This window comes from Kitasatospora sp. NPDC086791 (genome assembly GCF_040685975.1).
Classification (GTDB): domain Bacteria; phylum Actinomycetota; class Actinomycetes; order Streptomycetales; family Streptomycetaceae; genus Kitasatospora.
Genome location: NZ_JBFBOC010000009.1, coordinates 129465 through 153600, shown reverse-complemented (window position 1 = coordinate 153600; position 24136 = coordinate 129465). Strand labels below are relative to the sequence as shown.

Here is a 24136-nt window from a genome sequence, read left to right as displayed (position 1 = left end):
CCCTCCGTCAGATCACGCGTTCCGCGCTGTCCAGCAACACCTCGAACTGCCTGAGCCAGCCCCGGTACAGAGGCCCGCTGGGAGTGGGCAGCACCTTATACGTCGCCGACTTGTGGCCTTCCCAATCCGAGTCGAACGCCCCCACGTACAGGGTGCGATCCAGCCTGATGAGCCGCCATACCGGCACCGACGTGTACCGATACACCTCGACGGGCCAGACGTCCGCGAGCTCCCGCAGCCGCGCCTCCGCGAGGAGGATTCCGTTGAAGAGCGACTCCGGGGACTCGCCGATCTCCTCCGCCCGCCGAACAGCCGCCGGCGACTCCGGGTCGAGGAGGAGCACCCGCAGCCGCGGCCCGGGGTCTCCGTCGCGGTCGAGATGTTGCCGCAGCAACGAGTCCCGAAGGGCGAGCAGGCCGAGCCCGCGTACGGCCAGCACGTCCAGCTCCCCCGCGGACCGGGCCGCGCGTTGGATCTCAGCCGTCGCCGAAGCCTGGTCGTTGTAGACCCGGACGATCTCCGGGAACGCGGCCAGATCGAAAGCCGCTCCGACGGTGCGCTGGCCCTCGGCGCGTGGGGCGAGGCCGAGCAGGCGGCGGGCGGGGTCAGGCATCTGGAGGCCGTCGGCGATGCGCTCGAAGACGTCCAGCTGGGTGACGCCTCTCCTGCCGTTGATGATCTCGTTGACGCGACTCTGGGTCATACCAGTCTGGGCCCCGATGCGGGCCTGGCTGGCGCCGCTGTGGTGCTGGACGTAGCGGAACAACGTAGCCACGTCCCGGCGGCGGAGTGCGTCGCGCACCTCGGCGTTCTGCCATGCGAGATCCGGAAGTCTGATCGGCTGCAGGGCGGTACCCACGGTCAGCTCCTTCGCACTTGGCGATGTATCTCACAGTGAGATTACCGACCGGGGATCGGCTGTGATGGTCAATCAGACGACTCTGGTCTTGTGACACTTGCCCGGTACACCCGCAACCAGCTGCAGGCCACGGCCTGTATCCGTTGTGATCGCGAAGGCAGCGAGTTGATCCCCGCGGGCCACGTATACACGCCGACCGGCGAGGGCCAAGCCCCGCTCGGCTGGCCCGTCGTCGCCCACCCGCAGTGCATCGAGGAGACGACGCATGCTGCGCACTGACCTGACGGTATCGGTGGACGGCTACCTGGAGCCCGTCACCCAAACGCCCCGGACCGCGCTCGACACCCTCTGGCAGACCGTGCGCGCGCTGCCGATGGACGATTGCCAGCGGCGCGGCATGGCGCTGATGCTGGGCAGCGGCTCGACCGCCGACCTCGAACGGTGGATGGGCGACGACAGTGCCACCACGATCACGGTCGGCCTGGCCGACGGCAGTCGCGCCATCGTGCGGGTGTCTTACGCCGACGGCCTGACGGCCGCCCAGCGCGTCGCATCCCGTTACTCCGTCGAGGAGCTGCCGGCCGACGACCGGGGTAGGCGTCCGTGGGTGATCCGCGACGCCGAGACCGGCGGCCTGGTGTCCGCCGGTACCAGCGGGGTGCGCCCGTTGGAGTTCGCGATCCGGGAGTCCGCCGACGCGTGGATCCGCGGTCGGGTCAATCTCGCCGGGTACCGCGTCATGCCGTACGTCCCGGCCACCCGGTGACCGCGGTCGGGGGCATTCCGGTCGCCCCGGTCGAGCGCGGGAAGTGCGTTGAGTGCGGCGGTTGGGGGTGGGGTCCGTGGGTCGATGATCTGACCGCCGGTATCGCGCTCGTGCAGCACTGCCGGCCGAATGCGCCCCGCCCGGCCGGCCTCCGCGCAACGATGGTGGGTCCCGAAGCAGAGGAGACGACCCTATGAGCGGCACGGTCCACCCACATGAGCAGGGCCAATGGCGCGGCCAGCGCGGCCGCGGTTCCCGAGGCCCGACCCGGGTACCGATGCACCCCGTGATGCCCCTGCCGGACGAGGCCCCGGCGGTCGAGGAGATGGAGGAGACCATGAGCGACGACGCTCGGACCCCGACGTCCGGCGGGTCGGGAGGCATCGGCGGCCCACAGCCGCCGCCGAACCCGCAGAGCGAGTAGCGCGGCTCCCCGACCGGCCGCACGGCGGTGCGGTCGGCAGTTGCGTCCGCGCCTTCGGGCCGGCAGCGAGCCGGCACAGGCGGCCGACTCCGGCACGCACGCCAACAGCAAAGCCCCCACCAGCGGCGTCCTGCCTGGTGGGGGCCTTGCTGTTCGCGGTGGGGCACCAGGGGCTCGAACCCTGAACCTACGGATTAAAAGTCCGCAGCTCTGCCAATTGAGCTAGTGCCCCGAGGCTCTTGGTCCCCTGTGGTGCCTGGCGGGGAGAGCCACGGCGATCCTACCCGGTGGGGCCCAGGGCTCCGCCAGTGGATTGCGCGGGCGCGCCGGGGCTGTGCAGCGGTCCTTGAGGCGGGGTGTAGTGGGCGGCGCGGACGCGGCGGAGCCAGGCCTCGGCGGGGCGCGGGTCGGGGGCGGCGGGCAGGACTCCGGGGCCGGTCAGGCGGTCGGCGGCGTCGGCGAGCAGGGACTCGGCGACGGACGGGCGGTCGGCGATGCGTTCGCCGAGGTCGCGGATCCGTTCGGGGTCGGGCAGCCGGATCAGGTTGCGGCCGGTCTCGTGCAGGCGCACGGCCTGCTCGACCAGCCGGACCAGGTGCCGGGCGTGCTTGGCGGCCCGGCGGCGGGTGGCCTGGTCGGTGGTGTCGCGGGTCAGCAGTTTGCGGAACTGCTGGTCGGCGTAGCCGAGATAGGCCTTCCGCACGCCCGGTGCGCTGAGGAAGGCTGTGCGGATGCCGATCAGTTCCTCGCCGAGCGGGGTGCGGGTCTCGTACAGGTCGTCGGGCAGCCAGACGAGTTCGGAGGCGGTCGGGTTGCAGGTCAGCGCGAGCCGGCACCATTTGGCGGCCTCGTGCAGGGTGAGGTCGGGCGCGGTGCTGACGTGCGACTCGGCCGGGCGGTGCAGGCCGTGCAACTCCTCGGTGGGGGTGGCGAACAGGCCCAGCCGGTCGAGGTCGGAGCCGGCGTGGGCGAAGCCGTACGCGGTGGATCCGACGATGCCGGAGAGCAGGACGGCGCCGGGCGTGGCTGCGGGCACGGGTGGTCTCCTCCCGGAAGGCGTCCGGACGGGCTGCGGAACGGGTACCGGCATCCTCTCCGGAACCGGCCGCGCCGGGCGAGCCAATTCCGCTCCGGGGTCCGCCCGGCCGCCGATACTGGGCCCCATGGAGCACGATCCCCACGTGGAAGCGGTGGCAGCCGTCGGTGTCGAGAAGCTGCGGGCCTGGTGGGCGCACCGGCAGTGGCTGGACCGCCCGCACACCGGCCGGTCCGCCGCCGAGGTGCTGGCGGCCACCGGCTGGGCCCGTTCGGTGGGCGGCGCGGCGCCGTACCTGGGCCTGTTCGCCCGGGCCGGGCTCGGACGGACGGCGGTGGACGCGGCGGTGGCCGGGCTGGAGGTGCACGAGCTGCCGTCCGCGCGGGGCTGCACCTACGTGCTGCCGGCCGCCGACTTCGCGCTCGGCCTGGCCGTCGGCGCGGCCTCGTCCGCGGGCGAACTGGCCGCGGCGGAGAAGCACCTGGGGGTCGGCCGGGACGAGGTGGAGAAGCTCTGCCTGGCCATCGAGCGCGTGCTGTCGCGGGACGAACCGCTGGACCCGACCACGATCCGGGAGTCGGTCGGCGATGCCGTCCGCCCGCTCGGCGAGGCGGGCCGCAAGCGCGGCCTCACCAGCACCCTGCCGCTCGCCCTCGGGCTGCTGCAGTCGCGCGGCCGGATCCGCCGGGTGCCCGTCAACGGCCGCCTGGACCAACAGCGTTACGGCTACGTCGGCTGGGACCAGCCGGTCGCGGGGGACGCCGTCGATCTCGCCAGCCGCTACTTCTCCTGGGCCGGGCCGGCCACCCTCAAACACTTCCGCTGGTTCTCCGGCTTCACCGCCGCCACCGCCCGCCGCGCCGTCGCCGAGGCCGGCCCGGTGCCGCTCGCGCCCGGCTCCGAGCTCCTGCTCCCACCCGAACTCGCCGAGGAGTTCGCCGAGTTCACGGCGCCCCGCACCCCGCACTACACCCTGCTGGCCGGCATCGACGGCATCCACCTGCTGCACCGCGAGCTGCCCCGGCTGCTGGACCCCGCCGACGCCGCCCGCCCGCTGCCCGCCGGCCGGGCCGGCCGCGCCTTCGGCAGCGAGGCCGACCCGCAGACCCACCTCGTGCTCGACCGCGGCCGGATCGTGGGGCTGTGGGAGTACGACACCGAGCGGGCCGAGATCGTCCTGCTGCCCTTCGCCCCGCTCGACGACGCCCTGCGGGAGGCGGTGGCCCGCACCGAGGCCTTCGTCCGCGAGGAGCTCGGCGACGCCCGCGGTTTCGGCCTCGACTCGCCGCGGAGCCGCGCACCGAAGGTCGCGGCGCTGCGGGCGGCCGCGGCAGGCGCGGCGGCCGGAGCGGGCACGGCGGGCACGACCGGCTCAACGGGCCCAGCAAGTCCGACAGGCACAACGGCCACAACAGGCCCGGCGGGCCCAACGGCCGGGTAGCGTAAGGCCCATGTCGACCACCACCACCGACGAGGTCCTGCTCGTCACCGGCGCCGGCCGCGGCATCGGTGCCGCCACCGCGCTGCTGGCCGCCCGCCACGGCCACCGGGTCTGCGTCAACTACCGTACGGACGAGGCCTCGGCGGCCTCCGTCGTGGACGCGATCCGGGCCGAGGGCGGTGCTGCCGTCGCCGTGCGCGCCGACGTCAGCCGGACCGCCGAGGTGGAGCGGCTGTTCGCCACCGTGGACGCCGAACTCGGGCCGCTCACCGGCCTGGTGAACAACGCCGGCACGCTGGAGGGGCAGTGCCGGCTGGAGGAGATCGACGAGGACCGGCTGAACCGGATCTGGGCCGCCAACATCACCGGCCCGTTCCTCTGCGCGGCCCAGGCCGTCCGCCGGATGTCCACCCGGTACGGCGGCCGCGGCGGCGCCATCGTCAACGTCTCCTCGGCCGCCTCCCGGATCGGCTCGCCGAACGAGTACGTCGACTACGCGGCCGCCAAGGGCGCCGTGGACTCGATGACCCGCGGCCTCGCGCTGGAGGTCGCGGCCGAGGGGATCCGGGTCAACGCGGTACGGCCCGGACTGATCCACACCGGGATCCACGCGCTCGGCGGCGAGCCCGGGCGGGTCGACCGGGTCGCCCCCGGCCTGCCGATGCGGCGCGGCGGGCAGCCGGAGGAGGTCGCCGAGGCGATCCTCTTCCTGCTCTCCCCGGCCGCCTCGTACACCACGGGGGCGTTCCTCGACGTCTCGGGCGGCCGCTGAGCCCCGATCCACACCGGCTCGCACCGGCCCGGAAGCCGCCCCGGCGCCCGCCGAGGAAACCGCCCCGCACCGCCCCCGGAGGCCGATCCGCACCGCTTCGGGGACCGGTTTCGGACAGCGTCGCCCCGCCACCGAACGGCCCCCTCCGGTTTCCTTCCGCACGCCGGTCCCCGCCCGTACGGTGGAGGCCATGACCGACGCCTTCATCGACATCCCCGGTGTGCGCAACTTCCGTGACGCGGGCGGCATCGGCGCCCTCCGCCGGGGCGTGCTCTACCGCTCCGGCTCCTTCCACACGCTCACCGAGGAGGGCGCCCGGCGGCTCAAGGCCCTCGGCCTGCGGACGGTGATCGACCTGCGCAGCGCGTTCGAGCTGGACGTCTGGCCGGACCAGCGGCACGGCCTCGACCACGAGACCCTCCACGTGCCGACCCTGCCCGCCGACCGCGGCGACGTCGACCGGCCCTGGCCCGAGGACCAGGCGTCGCTCTACCCCTTCATGGCCGAAACGGCCGGCTCCTCGCTCGCCGCCGTCGTGCGCCGCCTCGCCGCGCCGGAGTCCCTGGCCGTGGTCGTCCACTGCGCCGTCGGCAAGGACCGCACCGGCCTCACCATCGCCGTCCTGCAGTCCCTGCTGGGCGCCTCCGAGGCCGACATCACCGCCGACTTCCTGCTCTCCAACCTCGGCCTCGGTCTGGACAAGGGCCCCACCCCGTACATCGACGAGACCGGCACCGAGCGCGTCTCCCGCCCGGTCGGCGCCGAACTCCTCGCCTCCTCCCTCGCCTGGATCCACACCCACCACGGCTCGGTCCCCGCCTACCTGCGCCACCACGGCGTCACCGAGGAGGAACTGGACGCCGTCCGCACCAACCTCGCAGCCTGACCGGCGCCCGGCCCACGACCGGCCCGACGGCCCCCGCCCGGGCCGAGCGGCAGGCGCCCGGCCCCCGTCACCCCCGCCGCTCGAAGCGCCACCACTGGGCCGGCGCGTCGACGTCCTCCCACTGGTGGACGACGCCGTCCGGCCCGTCCGGCGCCGTCAGCGGCTTGCCGCTGACGAAGCTGGTGACGGTGTACGTCCCCGGGGCGTCCACGTGGGCCTCCAGCAGCCATTCCTGGGCGCCGAAGGCGTTGGCGCCCCACTGCTGGATCGGCACGCCGTTGTCCGGGGAGGCGCCGGTGACGTCGAGGCGCTTGCCGCTGGCGGCGTTCTCCAGGTGGACGAGCGCGCCGCCCGGGTGGACGGCGGTGAGGCGCCAGAGCTCGGCGTCGGTGCCGTCGTCCGCGCCCAGGACGATCCGGGCGCCGCTGCGCCGGGAGGCGTCGGCGACCCGGAGCAGCAGGCCGCTGCCGACGTTGCGGACGAGGTAGCTGCCGTCGGTGATCGCGGAGTCAGTCACGGTCGAAGTCTGCCACCGGGTACCGACAGGCCTCGTAGCCGAAGACCGCGGCCAGCACCGCCGCCACCACACCGATCTGGACCAGCGCCGACACCCGGGTGCCGAGCGGCACGGTGCCCGCGACCAGCAGCGCGCCGAGCAGCCGGGGCAGGTTGGGGCGCAGGCCGAAGAAGCCGCGCAGGGCGGTGTTGACCACCAGGTAGAGGGTGATCCCCCCGGCCAGCGCGACGGCCTGCGGCAGGCTGATCGCGGCGCCCGGGTGGCCGACCGCGGACTTGACCCCGGCGGCGAACAGCAGCACGCCGAGCAGCAGCCCGAAGTGGCCGAGGTAGTAGACGGAGACGGCCGCCCGGTTGCGCTGGTCGGAGGGCAGCGCGGCCATCCGGTGTTCGGCGCGGGCGTCGTCGTCGTGCCCGAAGTACGCCCACCAGAGACCGACGCAGACGGTCAGGCCGAGCAGCGCCACGGCGATCAGCGCGGGCCCGAGCTCGGCGGTCCCGGCGCCGACGCCGATCGCGATCACCGACTCGCCGAAGGCGATGATCACGATCAGCCCGTGCCGCTCCACGAAGTGGTCGGCGCGCAGCCGGAACTCGGGCAGCCCGGCGACCCACGGGGTCACGAACTGCATGGCGAAGGCGGCTGTCCAGAAGCCGAGTTGGACCGTCCCGGTGAGGTAGCCGCCGGCCACCACCAGGGTGCCGACGACCAGGTTGCTCGCGCCCATCCGCAGCACCGCGGCGGGCGTGACCCCGGCGGCGACGAACATCCCGGTGTGCAGCACGACCACCACCAGGTACGCCCAGCCGAAGGCGGCGCCGCTGCCCTCGAAGGCGTGCGGGACGGACAGCGAGATCACCACGAAGGCACCCATCGCCAGCATCAGCAGCCCGCGCCGGCCGTGGGTGCGCGGCGGCATGGCGTTGGTCAGCCAGATGAAGGCGTCGTACATCCACCAGATCACGGCCAGCATCACCAGCACCTGGGCGAACCCGCCGGGGGTGAGGTGGTGGACCAGACTGCCGGTGAGCTGGGTGATGGTGAAGACGAAGACGAGGTCGAGGAACAGTTCGAGCGACGCCACTTTCAGGGCCGGCTCGACGGTCCTGGCGGCCTCGACGACCCCGGGAGCACCGGGGGGAACAGGAGACGCGGTCACCGCGCGAGTATCCGTCACCCGGCCCTGCCCCGGGGGCGTTTCGACCGGACCGACTCGGCCGCCTATGCTGCGGCGGATGTCCACCGAGCAGACGCCGTCGCACCGTCAGCAGCCCGCCCTCCTGGAAGCCGTGACCGAACTGGAGGCGGCGGTCGCCGCCGGGGACGACGAACGCTTCGGCCCCGTCCTCGGCCGGCTCGGCGGGCTGTTCGGCCCGGCCGACCCGGCCGAGCGGGTGGCCGCCGGCCCCCGGCTGGCCGCGCTGCTGCCGGACGCCCCGCCGTTCCCGCGCGCCCACCTGGCCATGGTGGTGGGCGCCTGCGTCGAGCACGGGGCCGACCCGGTCGCCTGCGCCGGTCCGGTGCTGGCCGGCCTGCGCGGGGCGCTGACCGGCACCGAGCTGCTGGTGCGGCGCTGGGCCGAGACCGGCGGCGGCCCGCTGCCGGACCCTGCGGAGGACGACCCGGCCGCGGCGCACGAGCGGATCGCCGACCCGGCGCGGCTGGACGAGTGGCACGCGCACCTGGCCGTGGTCGGCTGGTGGACGCTGCGGCTGTGGCAGCAGGCGTCCTGGGCGGTGTACGCGCACGCCCCGGTCCGGGCCGAGGCCCGCGCCTCGGGCGTGACCGGGGCGCTGGTGGAGCTGTTCGGCCGGTACGGGGGCGAGCGGCACGACTTCAAGGGCCTCACCCACCTGGCGCTGGTGCTGGACGACGAGCCGCTGCTGGTGCTGGACCGCCCCACCGGCACCGGCTACCTGCTGCGGATGACCGGCCTGAGCGACACCTTCCAGCTGCACACCCTGCTCGCCGACGTGCTGATCGGCGGCGGCCACCTGCCCGGCGCCCCGCAGGACCCGGAGGTGGTGGCGCTGGCCCGGACGGCCGTCCTGGACACCCGACGGCCGATCGCGACCGGCGCCTTCGACCTGGTCGCCCCGGACGGCTCCCGGATCCGGAACGAGGGCACGCCGAGCGACGTCCCGGTGCTGGACGGCCTGCGCACCCTGGTGCTGGAGCCGCTGTCGTACGAGCGCAGTTGGTCGGCCGGGCGGTTCGTCCAGGAGGTCCCGGGCGACCTCCGGCTGGAGCGGGTGCTCGAACCGGCGGAGGCGGCCCGGCTGCTCGCCCGCACCGTCCCGGGGCGGTCCGCCGGGACGGCCGTCCACTAGCGACCGGGTCCTCCTCCGGCGCCTGCGCGGGCTCGTCGGCCCGGCCGGGTTAGGGTCGGAAGCCGATGCAGCCCCGAGGAGTGGAGTCGACGATGGCGAAGGTCCCGAACGCGCTCGCGGCCGGCGCACCCGCCGCAGTGACCGCGGCGAGCGGTCTGGTCGGCGGTTACGGCGTGGCCCGCTGGACCGGCCGGCGCGAGCTGGGCGGCGCGGTGCTGGCGGCGGCCGGTGCCGGGGCGGCCGCGCAGTGGCGCCGCAGTTCCGGCGCGGGCGCGGCGGCGGCGCTGACCGGCCTGTACCTGGCGGCCTTCGGCGGCTCGCACCCGCTGGCGAAGAGGATCGGCGCCTGGCCGTCCGTGTTCGCCGTCACCGCCGTGGTCGCGGCGGCCTCCACGGCCACGACGGCGCTGTCCGCCCGCAGGAACCGCAAACGCCGCTGACCGCTCACCGCCGCCACCCCCCGGAGCTTCGGAAGCACCGCGAGCACCGAGCCCGCTACGGCCGCGACGGCCGGCTCTCCGCGCCGAACCGGGCCTCGAACGCGGCCCGGTTCGGCGAGACCGGCGTACGGTCCCAGACCGCGAACACCACCCGGTCGAAGGCCGCCCCGTACCGCGCCAGCGCGCCCTCGAAGGCCTCGGCGACCTGCGCCGGATCGTTGCCGAACACCCCGCAGCCCCAGGCACCGAGCACCAGCGCACGCACCTCGTGCCGGGCCGCCGCCGCGAGCACCCGCAGGGCCCGCTCGGCGAGCACGCCCCGGACGTCCGTCCCGGCCGAACGCCGTTCCAGCTGGCCGGCGTTGGGCGCGGGCGAGGTCAGGAAGGTGACCGGGTACGGCTGCGCGCTCAGCTCGCCGCGCCCGTCCCGGATCACCGGCACGCCGGGCGAGACGATCACCCGGTGGCTGTACCGGAGGTCGTCGGAGGCCCGGTGCGCCTCGTAGTAGTCCGGCGCCTCCAGCAGGCAGCTGTACAGCAGCGCGCTGCGGCAGACGTCCTCCTCCTGGGCACGGGCGCCGCGCAGGTACCCGCCACCGGGGTTGCGCGCGGAGGCGAAGTTCAGCACCCCGACCTGACCGGCTCCGGCCCGGACCAGCCGCCCGGCGGCCTCGATGCTCCCCTCGGCCGTCACCTCGACGCTCCCGCGCGGCCCGGGCCCGGGCGCGCCCGCCGCCACCAGCGCCTCCAGCGCCTGCGGCGCGTACGACACCGTGCCGGCCCGCGCCGCCGTCAACTGCTCGCCCACCTCGACGAGTTCGCCCCCGGCCGTCCGGTAGCTCCCCCGCCCGGCGATCTCCTCGTTCACCCGCGCCACGTCGTGCAGTCTGCTGCTCATGCCCCGGACGCTACGGCACTATCGCGGCCGCGCGCCACAGGTTATTCTCACTTCCAGAACAACACCTCGGGAGGCACGACGAGGTGCCGGGGGTACCGGGGGGAAAACGGGGGGTAGCGGGGAAACGCGAAGGGCCCGCTCCGGGGGAGCGGGCCCTTCGTACGTTCACGTTCGGCCGGGTGGGCGGTCGACTACCGCCCTACGGCGTCAGTTCTTCCAGCGCGGCTTGCGGTCGTCGCGGTTGAAGCCGCCGGCGCGGTCGCCGCCGCGGTCACGGTCGAAGCCGCCACCGTTGCGGTTGAAGCCACCGCGGTCGGCCTGCGGACGGCCGCCGGAGCGGTGGTCGTCGCGGCGCGAGAACGGACGGCTGCTGCCGCCGCGCTCGTCGCGGTCCCGGCCGAAGGACGGACGGTCGCCGAAGGAGCGGGCCGGACGGTCACCGAAGGAACGGCCGCCGCGGTCGTCGCGGTCGCGGTTGAAGCCACCGCGGTCGCCACCACGGTCACGGTCGAAGCCACCGGAGCGACGGTCGTCCCGGTCACGGCCGGCGAAGCCGCCACGGTCACGGTTGAAGCCACCGCGGTCGCCACCACGGTCACGGTCGAAACCGCCCGAGCGACGGTCGTCCCGGTCACGGCCGGCGAAGCCGCCACGGTCACGGTTGAAGCCACCGCGGTCGCCACCACGGTCACGGTCGAAGCCACCGGAGCGACGGTCGTCCCGGTCACGGCCGGCGAAGCCGCCCGAACGACGGTCGTCACGGTCCCGGCCGCCGTCCCGGTCGCAGTCCCGGCCGAAGCCACCGGAGCGGCGGTCGTCACGGTCCCGGTCGCGGTCGCGGTCACGGCCGAAGGCCGGACGCTCGGTGCGCGCCTCGCGGTACGACGGGGCGCGCTCCTCGGCCTGCGGCGCGGCGGCGGGGGCCTCGGCAGCAGCCGGAGCGGCCTCGGCCGCGACCGACTCGCCGGTCTCCTCGGCGGCCGGCTCCTCGTCCACGATGCCCAGCTCGGCCCGCTCGCGCGCGGCACGGGCGGCCAGACGGTCGGCCTCCTCGCGCAGCTCGGTGGCGCGGCGCTGCGCGCGCTCCAGCTGGCGGGTCATGTCGGCGAGCTCGCGCTCGGCGGCACCGGCGATGCCGGCCGCGCTCTCGGCCTGGACCTCGATCAGCGAGCGGGCGCCGGTGATCTTGGCGACCTCGGCGTCGAAGGCGTGGTCGAGGATGTGGCGCGAGGCGTCCACGCCCGCGTCCTCCATCAGGCGGAACACGCCGCGGCGCTGGTGCGGCAGCACCAGGGTGACGACGGCGCCGGAGCGGCCGGCCCGCGCGGTGCGGCCGGAGCGGTGCAGGTAGTCCTTGTGGTCACCGGCCGGGTCCACGTTCAGGACCAGGTCGATGCCGTCGACGTGGATGCCACGGGCGGCGACGTCGGTCGCGACGACGACGTTGACGTAGCCGTCCTTGAAGTCGCCGAGGACGCGGGTACGGGCGCCCTGGGTCATCCCGCCGTGCAGCGCGTCGGCCTTCACGCCGGCCTCGATGAGCTGCTCGGCGACGCGGTCGGCGCCCATCTGGGTGCGGACGAAGATGATCGTGCGGCCCTTGCGGGCGGCGATCGCGTTGGTGATCGGCGCCTTGTCCTTGGGCTTCACCACGAGGATGTGGTGGGTCATGGTGGTGACCGCGCCGGCCGACGGGTCGACCTCGTGGGTGACCGGGTTCTTCAGGTAGCGCTTGACCAGGGTGTCGATCTCGTTCTCCAGGGTGGCGGAGAACAGCAGGCGCTGGCCGCCGTCCGGGACCTGGTCGAGGATCTCGGTGACCTCGGGCAGGAAGCCCATGTCGGCCATCTGGTCGGCCTCGTCGAGCACGACGGTCTGGACGTCGGCGAGCTTGGCGCTGCCGCGGTTCAGCAGGTCGCGCAGTCGGCCGGGAGTGGCGACCAGGATGTCGACGCCGCGCTCCAGCGCGTAGATCTGGTTCGACATCGAGGTGCCGCCGCAGACGACCTTGAGCTTGAGGCCGAGGACCGAGCCGAACGGCTCCAGGGCGTCGGCGACCTGCATGGCCAGCTCGCGGGTCGGGACGAGGATCAGGCCGCGCGGGTGCTTGGGCTTGGTGCGCTCGCCGTCGGCGAGGCGGGTCAGCAGCGGCAGGCCGAAGCTGAGGGTCTTGCCGGAGCCGGTGCGGCCGCGGCCCAGCACGTCCTTGCCGGCCAGGGCGTCCGGGATCGTCGCGGCCTGGATCGGGAACGGGGTGGTGACGCCGCGCTTGGCGAGGGCGCGGACGACCTCGTCCGGCAGGCCCAGGTCGCCGAAGGTGACGGTCGGCTCGGCGGCCGCCTCCTCGGTGGCCTCCACGGCCTCGGCGATCACCTCGTCCGCGGCGGTGTCGATGGTGTCGATGGTGTCGGTGACATCGGCGGCAGCCTCGTTCGCGGGCATGGCGAAGCGGGCGTCGTCAACGAGAGACATGCAAAACCTTCCGGAAGTGGCACGCGCCAAAGTCCGGGGTTCTGTTTCACAACCGCCTCTATGCGGTCAGCCACGGATCGCCGGAACGCGCCAAGGGCGCCAGATGGGAATAGGGCGCCAGTCAAATGAATCAAACGAACGATCTACCACCATAGAGGAACCCTGGGATCGAAGGCAAATGCCCAGGCCAGCCCGCTAGTGGCCGACCGCGCGGGGGCTCGGCGCCGAGGAACCGGAGCTCCCCGCGGACGGCTCCGGGAGCGGCGGGACGGTGGTGGCGGGCGAACTGTGCTCCGGCTCCGGGGTGCTCGACGGGCGGTTGCTCGGGGTGGCCGACGGGGTGCCCGCCGCACCGCCGGAACGGCCGTCACCGGTGCCGCCCGCCCCGCCGGAGCCCGTCGCGCCGCCGGAGCCGGTCGACGCGCCGCCGCCCGGGTGCGGCGCCGGGCTGGTGTTCCCGCCGCCCGCCTGACCGCTGCCCGGCGCACCGTCGGGGGCCCCCGGCGCCGGCACCGGGACCACACCGGTCACCGTGCCGCCCGCACCGGGCGCCGCCTCGCCCGGCGCCGACGCCGTGGCCCCGCCCGGCGCGTTCTCCGCCGGCAGGCCGCCGGGCCGCTCCGGGTGCCCCGACGCGCCGCCCGGGTGCCCGGCCCCCGGCGAGGCCGACGGCCCGGCCGTCGCGCCCGGCCGGACCGCCGGACCGGCCTGCCCGACCGGCGCCACGCCGCCGTGCGTCTCCTCGGCCGCCGGACCGACCGACATGCACCCGGTCAACCCCAGCCCGGCCACCGTCAGCACCGCCGCCGCCCGTACCGCGCGCGAGCGCAGGGCCGCCGCGCTCCGCACCCGAACCGTCCGAACCGTCCGCACTGCCCGCACTGCCCGCACCGAAGCCACCGAGGTCCCTCTCTACCGCCCCACCCGGGCCGCCCACTCGCGCGCGGCCGCTTTCGGTGCCCAACGCGCGCCCGGCCCGGCGGGACACGGGCAGGACGGCAGTTCGACCCCGGCGCCGCCGCCGGGGCGCCGGCTCAGCCCCAGAGCGCCGCGGCCAGCTCCGCCCCGGCGTACACCGCGGCCAGCCCGGCCGCCACGCTGCCGGCCGCGTTCGCCAGCGCGTACCGCCCGGCGCCGGTCTCGGCCAGCCGCAGCGTCTCGTACGAGAAGGTCGAGTACGTGGTCAGCGCGCCGCACAGCCCCGTCCCCAGCGCCAGCTGGACCTGCGAGGACGCCGCACCCGCCGCCACCGCGCCGGTCACCGTCCCGAGGACCAGGCAGCCGACCACGTTCACCGTGAACGTCCCCCACGGGAACACCGAGTCGTGCCGGGACTGCACCGCCCGGTCGGTCAGGTACCGCAGCGGAGCGCCGACCACCGCGCCCGCCACCACCAGCAGCCAGTTCACTCCGCCGACTCTCCCCCGCCCACAGCCCCGCCGGGGCCCCCAGCCGGGCCGCGCCCGGTGTAGGTCACCACCTCGCACCGGTCCAGCAGCACCAGACCCTCCGCCACCAGCCCGTCCAACTGCGGCAGGAACGCCCGCACCCGCTCCTCCTCGTCCACGACCACCACCGCCACCGGCAGGTCCTCGCTCAGCGACAGCAGCCGCGTGGTGTGCACCAGCGACGACGCCCCGAACCCCTCGATGCCCCGGAACACGCTCGCCCCGGCCAGCCCGGCCGCCCGCGCCCGGTGCACGATCTCGCTGTACAGCGGGCGGTGGTGCCACCGGTCGCTCTCGCCGACCAGCACCGTCAGCCGCAACGCCGGCCCGCCGAGCCGGGTCACCGCCCGCCCCCGCCGGTCGCGGCGCCGCGCCGGACCGCCCGGTGGATCAGACGCCGGGTCAGCCCGGCCGCCGCCCACACCGCGACCAGCGCGCCCAGCAGCGTCAGCCCCAGGTACGCCAGCCCGGGCCCGAGCCGCCCCTGCTCCAGCAGCCGCCGGACGTCCACGGCGTACGTCGAGAAGGTGGTGAACCCGCCCAGCACCCCGGTGCCGAAGAACGGCCGCACCAGCGGATGCGCCTGGCGCCCCTCGGTGATCACCACCAGGAACACCCCGATCACCGCGCAGCCGACCACGTTGACCAGCAGCGTCGTCCACGGGAAGGCCGTCGGCCCGGTCTGCCAGCCGAGCCCGGCCGCGTACCGGGCCACTGCCCCGATCGCCCCGCCGACCGCGACCACCGCCACGGCCGGCCCCTGCCCGCGCAGCACCGGCGGCCGGCTCCGGACCCGCGCCGCGACCGGCGGCGGCGTCCGCGGCGGGCCGTCCACCAGGCCGTCCACCGGGTCGTCCACCGCGCCCTCCGAGGTCGTCATAGCCCCATCAAACACCGGCTTCCGCCACCTGGCACACCGTCATCCCAGACCCGACAATGATCCGGTGGAGATGACCCGGGAAGAGTTCGAGACGCTGGTCGGCGACGCGCTCGACCAGATCCCCCCGCAGCTCGCGGCCATGATGGACAACGTCGCGATCTTCGTCGAGGACGAGCCCGACCCCGGCGACCCCGAACTCCTCGGCCTCTACGAGGGCACCCCGCTCACCGAACGCGGCGAGTGGTACGCGGGCGTCCTGCCCGACCGGATCCTGATCTACCGTGGCCCCACCCTCCGCCACTGCGAGACCCGCGAGCAGGTCGTCGAGGAGGTGCGCACCACCGTGATCCACGAGGTCGCCCACCACTTCGGCTTCGACGACCACGAGCTGGACGAGCTCGGCTGGTCCTGACCCCCCACCCCGGAGTCCCGGCGCCGACCCCGGCCCGCCCACCCGGCCGAAACCCGTTTTGGCGATCCGCCCGACATCCCATATGCTTCTCGACGTCCCCGAACGCTGGAAACAGCGGGACAGGCCGCAAGCCCTCATCGTCTAGTGGCCCAGGACGCCGCCCTTTCAAGGCGGTAGCACGGGTTCGAATCCCGTTGGGGGCACGCAGTAACCGTAGTAAAGTGCAGTGACGCAAGACCTTGGTGGTTCGCCACCACAAGGTCCCGTGGAGCAGTTGGTTAGCTCGCCACCCTGTCAAGGTGGAGGTCGCGGGTTCAAGTCCCGTCGGGATCGCTCGTCTCGCAAGAGACGGTGCAGTACGGCCAGGTAGCTCAGTTGGTACGAGCGTCCGCCTGAAAAGCGGAAGGTCGCCGGTTCGACCCCGGCCCTGGCCACCAGCCTTGACCAGGCACGATGCCCTCGAAGCAATGCGCTTCGGGGGCATTTTCGTGTCTTCTGACGCCCGTACGACGGCTGGCGGTCACCCTCGTCCCTCACTGCGCACGCTGCGACTCGAAGAGGAGGCTGCGCAGCCCACCGTCGAGGAGGTGTTGACCACCGCCCGCGCGAACCTGTCGAGTGGCGTCTCGATGGCCGACATCCTCGCCGCACAGCGGGAGGGCCGGGCCGAGTGATCGTCGTCGACAACTCGGTGCTCGTGGCAGCGCTGGTTGATCGGGGTCCCGTCGGGAAGGCCCGCGCGAGCCGGATTTCCGGAGAACGCCTCGCCGCCCCGGCCCTGATCGACATCGAGGCCACGAGTGCCGTCCGAGGACTGCTGCTCGGCCGGAAGATCGAGTTCGCCGACGCGGATCGCGCCCTCCGGCTGTTGCCCTCGCTGCCGATTCAGCGAGCCCAGCACACGGAGCTCCTGTCGCGGATCTGGGAGCTCCGCGGCAAGTTCACCGCGTATGACGCCGCGTATGTGGCCCTCGCCGAACATCTGGGCGTGCCCCTGGTCACCGGCGACGCCAAGCTGCAGCGAGGTTCCGGGGCACGGTGCGTCATCGAAGTGATCAACTGACGGTGCGGACGGCGGCGGTCCGCCGGGCTCCGCCCCCGGATCGCCGGCCGTGGAACGCCGAAGGGCCCGCACCGTGCGCGTGCGCGCGGTGCGGGCCCGGGCTGTCCGGCAGGTGCCGTGCAGCGGGAAGTACTACAGCGGGCGAATGTTCTCCGCCTGCGGGCCCTTCTGGCCCTGCGTGACGTCGAACTCGACCTTCTGGCCCTCGAGCAGCTCACGGAAGCCGTTGGCGTTGATGTTCGAGTAGTGGGCGAACACGTCCGGACCGCCACCCTCCTGCTCGATGAAGCCGAAGCCCTTTTCCGAGTTGAACCACTTCACAGTGCCGTTAGCCATAAAAAATATCCTTCGAATGGGACGTCCGAAACTCACAGGTCGTGAGTTCCGCGTCGCCGCGATGATGACCCACCCGGGGAATGGCCGGGTAACAAAATGCGCCTGCGATCGCAAACGGCAGGCGCACACAAAGTTCATGGGAACCACAACTGCAACTACCACGACTGTAGCAGGGTCCGAACCACAACGGGGAAGCTCTCTCCGGCCAGTTCGCCGAGGTGTCCCCGACCGGGGACGACACCGGGCCCTCCCCGCGCCCCGAATCGCCCGCTCGCGCCGGGGTGCGCGCCTGCCCACGCGCCCGCCCACGCACCCGCGGTGGCCCGCAGACCCGCCGGTGGAGAGTGGAGATCGGAAAATATCCGGGACCGGAGCCGCCCACTCCGTCGAAATCGGGCGCATACTGGCCGGAATGACGAATCCAGCCGCGCCCCGGCGCCACCTGCCCACCAGCCCCTTCCGTCAGGCGCCGGCCCCGCCGCCGCCCAAGCAATTCGCCGTCGGAGACCGGGTGACGCACGACGAGTACGGCCTCGGCCGCGCCATCGGCGTCGAAGGCGATTCGGCCGTGCTCGTCGACTTCGGCTCACGGACGGTGCGGATCCCCGCGCCCTTCGCCAAGCTCTTCCGACTCTGACTCCCGGCGGGACGGCTCAGGAGCGGGCGGCTCAGGAAGAGTCGACTCAGGAACACTCGGCTCGGGAGCAGCCGGCTCAGGAGCTGCGGAACCAGGTGGTGTCGGTGCCGAGCACCGAGCCGTCCGCGGCGTAGAGGGTCAAGGTCCTGGCGTCCGAGCCCGGCTTCTTCGCGACGGCGAACCAGCGGGTCGGGGAGTCCCCGACCGTGACCGGCACGGCCTCGGTGGAGCCGCCGGTCTCCCAGGTGACCACGACCTTGGCGACCTCCGGCTTGACCCCGGCGATCAGCACCGGCGAACCGCCCGCCTCCGCGCCCTTGAGGCCGAGCACCGTCCCGCCGCCGGAGAAGGAGGAGCCGGGGAGCGACCCGCTGCCCGGTCCCCCGGGGACCACGGTCTGGTGCACGGTGTCGTCCACCTGCCGGGTGCCGTCCAGGGTGAGGTAGAGGTTCACCGCGTCCAGGTCGGCCCGCCACTGGCGGTCGACCTCACCGTCCGTCATCTTCGGCAGCTGCGGGATGGCGGCGTGCCGGTCCTCCCAGCGCAGTTCCTCCTGCCGGTAGGCGTCCTCCTTGGTGGGCGCGGCCGGCCACAGCGCGGCCCAGGCCTGCCACCTGCGGCCGTTCACGGTGCCCTCGCCGACCTTCACCCGGACCGGGGTGAACGGGTCCCGCACCCGCGCGGTCGGGGTGGCCCCCGCGGACGACGGAGCCGAACCGGACGCGGACACCGCCCCGGACGCGGACACCGAGGCCGAGGCCGCCGCCACCGACGAGACCGCCTGCCGCCCGCGCTCACCGAGCAGCGCCCCGCCGCCGACCACCGCCGCGGCCAGCACCACCGCCGTCCCGGCCGTCAGCAGCCGTCGCCGCCGCAGGCGCCGCCGCCCCCCGGTGACCAGCCGGTCGTACGGGACCGTGCCGGTGTCGACGCCGCCGGCCAGTTCGCCGAGGGCCCACGAGACCGCCACCTCGTCCTCCCCGGCACCCCCCGCAGCCCCGGCCGGGCCCACGTCCGTGGACTCCTTGCTCATCTTCCGCCTCCGATGCTGGTCAGTCCGTTGTGTGAGGAGGCCGCCCGGAGCTTGGCCAGGCCCCTGGCCGCCTGGCTCTTCACCGTCCCGACCGAGCAGCCCATCGCCGCGGCGGTCTGGGTCTCGGTGAGGTCCTCCCAGTAGCGCAGGACGACCGCCTGACGCTGGCGCGGCGGCAGGCCGTCGAGCGCGGCGAGCAGCACGGCCCGGTCGTCCGGGTCGACCCCGGCCGGCGCGGCCCGCTCCGGGACGTCGTGCACCAGGTGCTCGGCCGGTCTGCGCCGGAACCGCCGGGCGTGCTCGTTGATCAGGATCCGGCGGACGTACGCGGGCGGGTCGTCCGCCGCGCGCACCCTGCCCCAGGCGACGTACGCCCGTTCCAGGGCCTGCTGGACCAGGTCCTCGGCGCCGTGCCGGTCCCCCGCGAGCAGGTACGCCGTCCTGAACAGCCGCGTCCACGCGCTGCCGACGAACGCCCGGAACTCCTCGTCCCGCGCGGTCTTCTGGGCTCCCATGAGCACCTCCTCAACCCCCTGGAGCCCGCGACGGCCGCGGACCGTTGCCCGCCGTTCGCGATTCGCGGCCGGCGGCTGTGACACTGGAGGGGCTCGAAAACCGAGGTGCGCTCCGCCGTACCTCCTTGCGAACCTAGAGGGATGCCCGCAGTGAGTTCTCCCGCAGTCCAGTCCGCCCCCGCGCCCGCCGAGGGTCCCGGAATCGGTGAGCTGGCCGCCCGCCTGCCCGAGCTGACCCTGCGCGACCAGGTGCGGATCGGGCGCCGGCTGGAGGGGGCCCGCCGGGTCCGCAAGCCGGAGGCCCGGCAGAAGATCGCCGCCGAGATCGCCGCCGACATCGACCGCGCCGAACTGCTGGTCGAGCAGCGCCGGGGCGCCGTCCCGCCGATCACGTATCCGGCCGAGCTGCCGGTCAGCCAGAAGAAGGACGAGATCCTGGCGGCGATCCGGGACCACCAGGTGGTGATCGTCGCGGGCGAGACCGGCTCCGGCAAGACCACCCAGATCCCGAAGATCTGTCTGGAGCTCGGCCGCGGCGTGCGCGGTCTGGTCGGCCACACCCAGCCGCGCCGGATCGCCGCCCGCACGGTGGCCGAGCGGGTCGCGGAGGAGCTGGACAGCCCGCTGGGCGAGGCGGTCGGCTGGAAGGTCCGGTTCACCGACCAGGTCGGCCAGGACACCCTGGTCAAGCTGATGACGGACGGCATCCTGCTCGCGGAGATCCAGACCGACCGCGAGCTGCTCCAGTACGACACCCTGATCATCGACGAGGCGCACGAGCGCAGCCTCAACATCGACTTCATCCTCGGCTACGTCAAGCAGTTGCTCCCCCGCCGTCCCGACCTCAAGGTCGTGATCACCTCCGCGACCATCGACCCGGAGCGCTTCGCCCGGCACTTCGACGACGCCCCGATCGTCGAGGTCTCCGGCCGGACGTACCCGGTGGAGGTCCGCTACCGCCCCGTCGTGGACGACGACGCCGAGGACGACGGGGACGAGGTCGACCGCGACCGGGACCAGGTCCAGGCGATCTGCGAGGCCGCCCAGGAGCTGCAGGCCGAGGGCCCGGGCGACATCCTGGTCTTCCTCTCCGGCGAGCGCGAGATCCGCGACACCGCCGACGCCCTCAACCGGCTCAAGCTGCGGAACACCGAGGTCCTGCCGCTGTACGCACGGCTCAGCTCGGCCGAGCAGCACCGGGTCTTCCAGCGCTCCGGCAGCCGCCGGATCGTCCTGGCCACCAACGTGGCCGAGACCTCGCTCACCGTCCCCGGCATCAAGTACGTGATCGACCCGGGCACCGCCCGGATCTCCCGCTACAGCCACCGCACCAAGGTGCAGCGGCTGCCGATCGAGGCGGTCAGCCAGGCCAGCGCCAACCAGCGCAAGGGCCGCTGCGGCCGCACCTCGGACGGCATCTGCATCCGGCTGTACTCGGAGGAGGACTTCCTCTCCCGCCCCGAGTTCACCGACGCCGAGATCCTGCGGACCAACCTGGCCTCGGTGATCCTGCAGATGACCGCGGCCGGCCTCGGCGACATCGCCGCCTTCCCGTTCCTGGACCCGCCGGACTCGCGCAACATCAAGGACGGCGTGCACCTGCTGCACGAGCTGGGCGCGCTGGACCCGGACGAGAAGGACCCGCGCAAGCGCCTCACCCAGCTCGGCCGCAAGCTCGCCCAGCTCCCGGTGGACCCGCGGATGGCCCGGATGGTGCTGGAGGCGGACCGCAACGGCTGCGTCCGCGACGTCATGGTGATCGCCGCCGCGCTCTCCATCCAGGACCCGCGCGAGCGCCCCGCCGAGAAGCGCCAGGCCGCCGACGACCGGCACCGCCGGTTCACCTCGGAGACCTCCGACTTCCTCTCCTACCTGGCGATGTGGCGCTACGTCCGGGAGCAGCAGAAGGAGCTCTCCTCCTCGGCCTTCCGCCGGATGTGCAAGGCGGAGTTCCTCAACTACCTCCGGATACGGGAGTGGCAGGACATCTACACCCAGCTGCGCACCGTGGCGAAGCAGTTGGGCGTGACGATCGAGGACGATCGCATCCGGACCGACGGTCCCGAAGCGGAGCCGGACGCCGACCGGATCCACCAGTCCCTGCTGGCAGGACTGCTCTCCCACATCGGCCTGTTCGACCCGGAGAAGCGCGAGTACGGCGGCGCGCGCGGCGCCCGGTTCGCGGTCTTCCCGGGCTCCGGACTGTTCAAGAAGCCACCGCGCTGGGTGATGTCGGCCGAGCTGGTGGAGACCTCGCGGCTCTGGGCCCGGATCAACGCCAAGATCGAGCCGGAGTGGGTCGAGCCGCTGGCCGGCCACCTGATCAAGCGCAGCTACAGCGAGCCGCACTGGGAGAAGAAGGCCGGCGCGGTGCTGGCGTACGAGAAGGTCACCCTCTACGGGATGCCGGTCGTCGCCCAGCGCAAGGTCAACTACGGGAAGATCGACCAGGAGCTCTGCCGAGAGCTGTTCATCCGCAACGCGCTGGTCGAGGGCGACTGGGAGACCCACCACCGGTTCTTCGCGGAGAACCGCAAGCTGCTCGGCGAGGTCGAGGAGCTGGAGAACCGGGCCCGCCGCCGGGACATCCTGGTGGACGACCAGACCCTGTTCGACTTCTACGACAGCCGGCTGCCCGACGAGATCGTCTCCACCCGGCACTTCGACTCCTGGTGGAAGAAGGCCCGGCACGAGCAGCCGGACCTGCTGAACTTCGAGAAGTCGATGCTGATCAACGACGCCGCCGGCGGCGTCACCGAGGCCGACTACCCGGACCACTGGCAGCAGGGCAAGCTGCGCTTCAAGCTGACCTACCAGTTCGAGCCGGGCAGCGACGCGGACGGCGTGACCGTGCACATCCCGCTGCCGGTGCTCAACCAGGTCACCGCGGAGGGCTTCGACTGGCAGATCCCCGGGCTGCGGGAGGAACTGGTCACCGCCTACATCAAGTCGCTGCCGAAGGCGATCCGGCGCAACTTCGTCCCGGCGCCGGACTTCGCCCGGGCGGCGCTGCGCGCGGTGAAGGACCGACAGGAGCCGTTGCTCCCGTCCCTGGAGCACGCCCTGAAGCGGCTGACGGCCGTCACCGTGCCGCCGGAGGCCTGGGACGACGAGCGGGTGCCGGACCACCTCAGGGTGACCTTCCGGGTGGTGGACGGGCGCCGCAAGCTCGCCGAGTCCAAGGACCTGGAGGAGCTGCGGCTGAGGCTCAAGCCGAAGCTCAAGGAGACGCTGTCCTCGGCCGCCTCGGGCCAGGGCATCGAGCAGGGCGGGCTGACGGCCTGGCCGGAGTCCCTGCCGGTCCTGCAGCGCACCTTCGAGCAGCGCTCGCGCGGCCACGCGCTGCGCGCCTACCCGGCCCTGGTGGACGAGGGCGGCGCGGTCGGCATCAGGCTGTTCGACACCCCGGAGGCCCAGACCCGGGCGATGTGGGAGGGCACCCGGCGCCTGCTGATGCTGACCACCACCTCCCCGGCCAAGTCGATCCAGGGCCGGCTGGGCAACCAGGCGAAGCTGGCGCTCTCGCACAGCCCGCACGGCTCGATCGGCGCCCTCTTCGAGGACGTCGTGTCCGCCGCGACGGACCGGCTGATGGCCCTGGCCGGCGGTCCGGCCTGGGACGCGGCGGCCTTCGGCAAGCTGCACGACAAGGTGCGCGCGGACCTGTACGACCTGTCCGCGGACACCACCCTGAAGACGGCCACCGCGCTGATCGCCTTCCACAAGGCCTCGACCCGGCTGAAGTCGGTGAGCAGCCCGGTGCTGCTGAACGCGGTGAACGACGTCCGGCTGCACCTGGCCTCGCTGGTGCACCCGGGCTTCGTGACGGCCACCGGCTGGCAGCGGCTGCCGGACCTCAAGCGCTACCTGCTGGCGGTGGACCGCCGCCTGGAGGCGCTGCCGAACCACCCGCAGCGGGACGCCCAGCAGCTGCTGAAGGTCCAGCAGGTCCAGCAGGCGTACGGGGAGCTGCTGGCGGCGGTGCCGGCCGGGCGGCAGCCGTCCGAGGAGGTGCGGGCGATCCGCTGGATGATCGAGGAGCTGCGGGTCAGCTTCTTCGCCCAGTCGCTGGGCACGCCGAGCCCGGTCTCGGAGAAGCGGATCATGAAGGCGATGGAGGCGGCCCGGACGTCCCTCTGACCCGGCGGGTGCCGTGAGCTGCGGGTGGGCCCTCAGGAGTCAGTTCGACCTGGGGGCCCACCATGGGCTACAGTCTGTCTTGTTCGCAGCGCGGCAAGCGAGTGAACGAGATCAGAGAACTCTGGTCCCGTGGAGCAGTTGGTTAGCTCGCCACCCTGTCAAGGTGGAGGTCGCGGGTTCAAGTCCCGTCGGGATCGCCGCAGCGCGAGAGGCCCGGAACCGTCAGGTTCCGGGCCTCTCGCTTTTGGTCGTCCGGTTCACTACCCCGACCGGGCCCGGACCGCAAGCGAAGGTCCGCGTGACGGTCGTCACCCATCTTCCCCGAAAGTCGACCCCGAGACGGGCCTACCCGAACCCCACTAATTTAATATGTAAAATTGTACAGTTATTCACTGTAAATCCCCCCCACCCCACACGCCTCACACCGTTATCCGGAGTTCGGCATTCCAACCGGCCGGCCGGTACCGGAAGCCCGGAACCCGGGACGGCGACCGGGTACGACAAAGGGGCCGCTTACCGGACCCGGCGGAGTCCGGTAAGCGGCCCCTTTAAAGAGCCTTCGGCCTATCAGGCCTCAGTGCGCTGAGCCGGAATCCCGGCCAGCAGAGCGCGCACCTCCGCCTCGCGGTAACGGCGGTGACCGCCGAGCGTGCGAATCGACGTCAGCTTGCCCGCCTTGGCCCAACGGGTGACCGTCTTCGGGTCCACGCGGAACATGGTGGCAACCTCTGCCGGCGTCAGCAGCGGCTCAGCATCAGGGGTACGAGCGGTCATGAGCGGCCTCCTCGGGAGAACCGAACCAGGGCGGTTCTATCCTTCAAATTCTGCACC

26 protein-coding genes and 5 tRNA genes are annotated in these 24136 nt (G+C 73.3%); 16 read left to right on the top strand and 15 right to left on the bottom strand.

Going from position 1 to position 24136, the window contains the following annotated elements:
- Positions 1–7: 7 nt before the first annotated feature.
- A complete protein-coding gene (locus AB0Q99_RS15730) occupies positions 8–859 on the bottom strand; it encodes a helix-turn-helix transcriptional regulator (protein WP_363571960.1) in 852 nt (283 codons plus the stop codon).
- A 265-nt stretch (positions 860–1124) separates the two neighbouring features.
- On the opposite strand from AB0Q99_RS15730, the gene AB0Q99_RS15725 reads away from it, so the two are divergent.
- Together AB0Q99_RS15725 and AB0Q99_RS15720 are read left to right on the top strand one after the other, a co-directional pair.
- The gene (locus AB0Q99_RS15725) at positions 1125–1625 is read left to right on the top strand and encodes a hypothetical protein (protein ID WP_363571958.1); all 501 of its coding nucleotides are present in this window, start codon (positions 1125–1127) and stop codon (positions 1623–1625) included.
- A gap of 289 nt (positions 1626–1914) precedes the next feature.
- Entirely contained in the window at positions 1915–2049 is a 135-nt protein-coding gene (locus AB0Q99_RS15720; RefSeq protein WP_363571956.1) for a hypothetical protein, read from the top strand.
- 159 nt (positions 2050–2208) lie between these two features.
- Here AB0Q99_RS15720 and AB0Q99_RS15715 read toward each other — a convergent pair.
- Positions 2209–2281: transfer RNA gene (locus AB0Q99_RS15715), tRNA-Lys, on the bottom strand.
- A gap of 48 nt (positions 2282–2329) precedes the next feature.
- Positions 2330–3085: a nucleotidyltransferase domain-containing protein gene (locus tag AB0Q99_RS15710; protein WP_363571954.1), complete on the bottom strand. Its 756-nt coding sequence runs from the start codon at positions 3083–3085 to the stop codon at positions 2330–2332.
- Between the two features lie 127 nt (positions 3086–3212).
- Between AB0Q99_RS15710 and AB0Q99_RS15705 the strand changes: the two genes are divergently transcribed.
- The 3 genes from AB0Q99_RS15705 (at position 3213) to AB0Q99_RS15695 (ending at position 6184) form a co-directional block, all read left to right on the top strand.
- A complete protein-coding gene (locus AB0Q99_RS15705) occupies positions 3213–4526 on the top strand; it encodes a crosslink repair DNA glycosylase YcaQ family protein (protein WP_363571952.1) in 1314 nt (437 codons plus the stop codon).
- 10 nt (positions 4527–4536) lie between these two features.
- Positions 4537–5298 (top strand): SDR family oxidoreductase, encoded by a 762-nt coding sequence (locus AB0Q99_RS15700; RefSeq protein ID WP_363571950.1) that lies wholly within the window; start codon positions 4537–4539, stop codon positions 5296–5298.
- A gap of 190 nt (positions 5299–5488) precedes the next feature.
- On the top strand, positions 5489–6184 hold the full coding sequence (locus AB0Q99_RS15695; RefSeq protein WP_363571948.1) for a tyrosine-protein phosphatase: 696 nt from the start codon (positions 5489–5491) through the stop codon (positions 6182–6184).
- Between the two features lie 67 nt (positions 6185–6251).
- Here AB0Q99_RS15695 and AB0Q99_RS15690 read toward each other — a convergent pair whose 3' ends face one another.
- Positions 6252–6701 (bottom strand): RICIN domain-containing protein, encoded by a 450-nt coding sequence (locus AB0Q99_RS15690; RefSeq protein ID WP_363571946.1) that lies wholly within the window; start codon positions 6699–6701, stop codon positions 6252–6254.
- Positions 6694–7860: a low temperature requirement protein A gene (locus tag AB0Q99_RS15685; RefSeq protein ID WP_363571944.1), complete on the bottom strand. Its 1167-nt coding sequence runs from the start codon at positions 7858–7860 to the stop codon at positions 6694–6696. Before AB0Q99_RS15685 ends, AB0Q99_RS15690 begins: the two co-directional genes overlap by 8 nt.
- Positions 7861–7936: 76 nt before the next feature.
- On the opposite strand from AB0Q99_RS15685, the gene AB0Q99_RS15680 reads away from it, so the two are divergent.
- Together AB0Q99_RS15680 and AB0Q99_RS15675 are read left to right on the top strand one after the other, a co-directional pair.
- Positions 7937–9031: a hypothetical protein gene (locus AB0Q99_RS15680; RefSeq protein ID WP_363571943.1), complete on the top strand. Its 1095-nt coding sequence runs from the start codon at positions 7937–7939 to the stop codon at positions 9029–9031.
- A 92-nt stretch (positions 9032–9123) separates the two neighbouring features.
- Complete coding sequence (locus tag AB0Q99_RS15675; protein ID WP_363571941.1) at positions 9124–9471, top strand: hypothetical protein; 348 nt, start codon at positions 9124–9126, stop codon at positions 9469–9471.
- Positions 9472–9526: 55 nt separating this feature from the next.
- Here the strand turns inward: AB0Q99_RS15675 and AB0Q99_RS15670 are convergent, their stop codons facing one another.
- From AB0Q99_RS15670 to crcB (AB0Q99_RS15645), 6 genes are all read right to left on the bottom strand, one after another.
- The gene (locus tag AB0Q99_RS15670; RefSeq protein WP_363571939.1) at positions 9527–10369 is read right to left on the bottom strand and encodes a TIGR02452 family protein; all 843 of its coding nucleotides are present in this window, start codon (positions 10367–10369) and stop codon (positions 9527–9529) included.
- Positions 10370–10576: 207 nt separating this feature from the next.
- Positions 10577–12841, bottom strand: a complete 2265-nt coding sequence (locus AB0Q99_RS15665; protein ID WP_363571937.1) for a DEAD/DEAH box helicase — start codon at positions 12839–12841, stop codon at positions 10577–10579.
- A gap of 195 nt (positions 12842–13036) precedes the next feature.
- Complete coding sequence (locus AB0Q99_RS15660; RefSeq protein WP_363571935.1) at positions 13037–13690, bottom strand: hypothetical protein; 654 nt, start codon at positions 13688–13690, stop codon at positions 13037–13039.
- Between the two features lie 185 nt (positions 13691–13875).
- Positions 13876–14250, bottom strand: coding sequence for a fluoride efflux transporter CrcB (gene crcB, locus AB0Q99_RS15655; protein ID WP_363571933.1), 375 nt, complete (start codon positions 14248–14250; stop codon positions 13876–13878).
- Entirely contained in the window at positions 14247–14633 is a 387-nt protein-coding gene (locus tag AB0Q99_RS15650; protein WP_363571931.1) for a DUF190 domain-containing protein, read from the bottom strand. The genes crcB (AB0Q99_RS15655) and AB0Q99_RS15650 overlap by 4 nt, the downstream gene beginning before the upstream one ends.
- Positions 14630–15169, bottom strand: coding sequence for a fluoride efflux transporter CrcB (gene crcB / locus AB0Q99_RS15645; protein ID WP_363571929.1), 540 nt, complete (start codon positions 15167–15169; stop codon positions 14630–14632). Before crcB (AB0Q99_RS15645) ends, AB0Q99_RS15650 begins: the two co-directional genes overlap by 4 nt.
- Before the next feature lie 70 nt (positions 15170–15239).
- Here crcB (AB0Q99_RS15645) and AB0Q99_RS15640 point away from each other — a divergent pair, with 70 nt between their 5' ends.
- The 6 genes from AB0Q99_RS15640 (at position 15240) to AB0Q99_RS15615 (ending at position 16644) form a co-directional block, all read left to right on the top strand.
- Complete coding sequence (locus AB0Q99_RS15640; protein ID WP_363571927.1) at positions 15240–15581, top strand: metallopeptidase family protein; 342 nt, start codon at positions 15240–15242, stop codon at positions 15579–15581.
- A gap of 130 nt (positions 15582–15711) precedes the next feature.
- Positions 15712–15784: transfer RNA gene (locus AB0Q99_RS15635), tRNA-Glu, on the top strand.
- 56 nt (positions 15785–15840) lie between these two features.
- Positions 15841–15914 (top strand) — tRNA-Asp (locus tag AB0Q99_RS15630).
- A gap of 27 nt (positions 15915–15941) precedes the next feature.
- A tRNA-Phe gene (locus tag AB0Q99_RS15625) sits at positions 15942–16018 on the top strand.
- Positions 16019–16069: 51 nt separating this feature from the next.
- Entirely contained in the window at positions 16070–16255 is a 186-nt protein-coding gene (locus tag AB0Q99_RS15620) for a hypothetical protein (protein WP_363571925.1), read from the top strand.
- Positions 16252–16644, top strand: coding sequence for a type II toxin-antitoxin system VapC family toxin (locus tag AB0Q99_RS15615; RefSeq protein ID WP_363571923.1), 393 nt, complete (start codon positions 16252–16254; stop codon positions 16642–16644). The genes AB0Q99_RS15620 and AB0Q99_RS15615 overlap by 4 nt, the downstream gene beginning before the upstream one ends.
- 132 nt (positions 16645–16776) lie before the next feature.
- On the opposite strand, the gene AB0Q99_RS15610 is transcribed toward AB0Q99_RS15615, so the two are convergent.
- The gene (locus AB0Q99_RS15610) at positions 16777–16980 is read right to left on the bottom strand and encodes a cold-shock protein (RefSeq protein WP_045694210.1); all 204 of its coding nucleotides are present in this window, start codon (positions 16978–16980) and stop codon (positions 16777–16779) included.
- A 412-nt stretch (positions 16981–17392) separates the two neighbouring features.
- Between AB0Q99_RS15610 and AB0Q99_RS15605 the strand changes: the two genes are divergently transcribed.
- Entirely contained in the window at positions 17393–17617 is a 225-nt protein-coding gene (locus AB0Q99_RS15605; RefSeq protein ID WP_363571921.1) for a hypothetical protein, read from the top strand.
- Positions 17618–17693: 76 nt separating this feature from the next.
- Here the strand turns inward: AB0Q99_RS15605 and AB0Q99_RS15600 are convergent, their stop codons facing one another.
- Positions 17694–18650, bottom strand: coding sequence for a hypothetical protein (locus tag AB0Q99_RS15600; RefSeq protein ID WP_363571919.1), 957 nt, complete (start codon positions 18648–18650; stop codon positions 17694–17696).
- On the bottom strand, positions 18647–19165 hold the full coding sequence (locus AB0Q99_RS15595) for a SigE family RNA polymerase sigma factor (protein WP_363571917.1): 519 nt from the start codon (positions 19163–19165) through the stop codon (positions 18647–18649). Before AB0Q99_RS15595 ends, AB0Q99_RS15600 begins: the two co-directional genes overlap by 4 nt.
- Before the next feature lie 141 nt (positions 19166–19306).
- On the opposite strand from AB0Q99_RS15595, the gene hrpA reads away from it, so the two are divergent.
- Together hrpA and AB0Q99_RS15585 are read left to right on the top strand one after the other, a co-directional pair.
- Positions 19307–23305, top strand: a complete 3999-nt coding sequence (hrpA, locus tag AB0Q99_RS15590) for an ATP-dependent RNA helicase HrpA (protein WP_363571915.1) — start codon at positions 19307–19309, stop codon at positions 23303–23305.
- Between the two features lie 123 nt (positions 23306–23428).
- Positions 23429–23502, top strand: a tRNA-Asp gene (locus AB0Q99_RS15585).
- A 370-nt stretch (positions 23503–23872) separates the two neighbouring features.
- Here the strand turns inward: AB0Q99_RS15585 and bldC are convergent.
- A complete protein-coding gene (bldC, locus tag AB0Q99_RS15580; RefSeq protein ID WP_014137253.1) occupies positions 23873–24079 on the bottom strand; it encodes a developmental transcriptional regulator BldC in 207 nt (68 codons plus the stop codon).
- Positions 24080–24136 lie beyond the last annotated feature (57 nt).

Coding starts and splice junctions, on each gene's coding strand:
- AB0Q99_RS15705 (WP_363571952.1), top strand. CDS start 3,213: ATGGAGCACGATCCCCACGTGGAAGCGGTGGCAGCCGTCGGTGTCGAG.
- bldC (WP_014137253.1), bottom strand. CDS start 24,079: ATGACCGCTCGTACCCCTGATGCTGAGCCGCTGCTGACGCCGGCAGAG.
- AB0Q99_RS15680 (WP_363571943.1), top strand. CDS start 7,937: ATGTCCACCGAGCAGACGCCGTCGCACCGTCAGCAGCCCGCCCTCCTG.
- hrpA (WP_363571915.1), top strand. CDS start 19,307: ATGCCCGCAGTGAGTTCTCCCGCAGTCCAGTCCGCCCCCGCGCCCGCC.
- AB0Q99_RS15600 (WP_363571919.1), bottom strand. CDS start 18,650: ATGAGCAAGGAGTCCACGGACGTGGGCCCGGCCGGGGCTGCGGGGGGT.
- crcB (WP_363571929.1), bottom strand. CDS start 15,169: ATGACGACCTCGGAGGGCGCGGTGGACGACCCGGTGGACGGCCTGGTG.
- AB0Q99_RS15675 (WP_363571941.1), top strand. CDS start 9,124: ATGGCGAAGGTCCCGAACGCGCTCGCGGCCGGCGCACCCGCCGCAGTG.
- AB0Q99_RS15670 (WP_363571939.1), bottom strand. CDS start 10,369: ATGAGCAGCAGACTGCACGACGTGGCGCGGGTGAACGAGGAGATCGCC.
- AB0Q99_RS15595 (WP_363571917.1), bottom strand. CDS start 19,165: ATGGGAGCCCAGAAGACCGCGCGGGACGAGGAGTTCCGGGCGTTCGTC.
- AB0Q99_RS15665 (WP_363571937.1), bottom strand. CDS start 12,841: ATGTCTCTCGTTGACGACGCCCGCTTCGCCATGCCCGCGAACGAGGCT.
- AB0Q99_RS15610 (WP_045694210.1), bottom strand. CDS start 16,980: ATGGCTAACGGCACTGTGAAGTGGTTCAACTCGGAAAAGGGCTTCGGC.
- AB0Q99_RS15640 (WP_363571927.1), top strand. CDS start 15,240: ATGACCCGGGAAGAGTTCGAGACGCTGGTCGGCGACGCGCTCGACCAG.
- AB0Q99_RS15605 (WP_363571921.1), top strand. CDS start 17,393: ATGACGAATCCAGCCGCGCCCCGGCGCCACCTGCCCACCAGCCCCTTC.
- AB0Q99_RS15700 (WP_363571950.1), top strand. CDS start 4,537: ATGTCGACCACCACCACCGACGAGGTCCTGCTCGTCACCGGCGCCGGC.
- AB0Q99_RS15725 (WP_363571958.1), top strand. CDS start 1,125: ATGCTGCGCACTGACCTGACGGTATCGGTGGACGGCTACCTGGAGCCC.
- AB0Q99_RS15695 (WP_363571948.1), top strand. CDS start 5,489: ATGACCGACGCCTTCATCGACATCCCCGGTGTGCGCAACTTCCGTGAC.
- AB0Q99_RS15720 (WP_363571956.1), top strand. CDS start 1,915: ATGCCCCTGCCGGACGAGGCCCCGGCGGTCGAGGAGATGGAGGAGACC.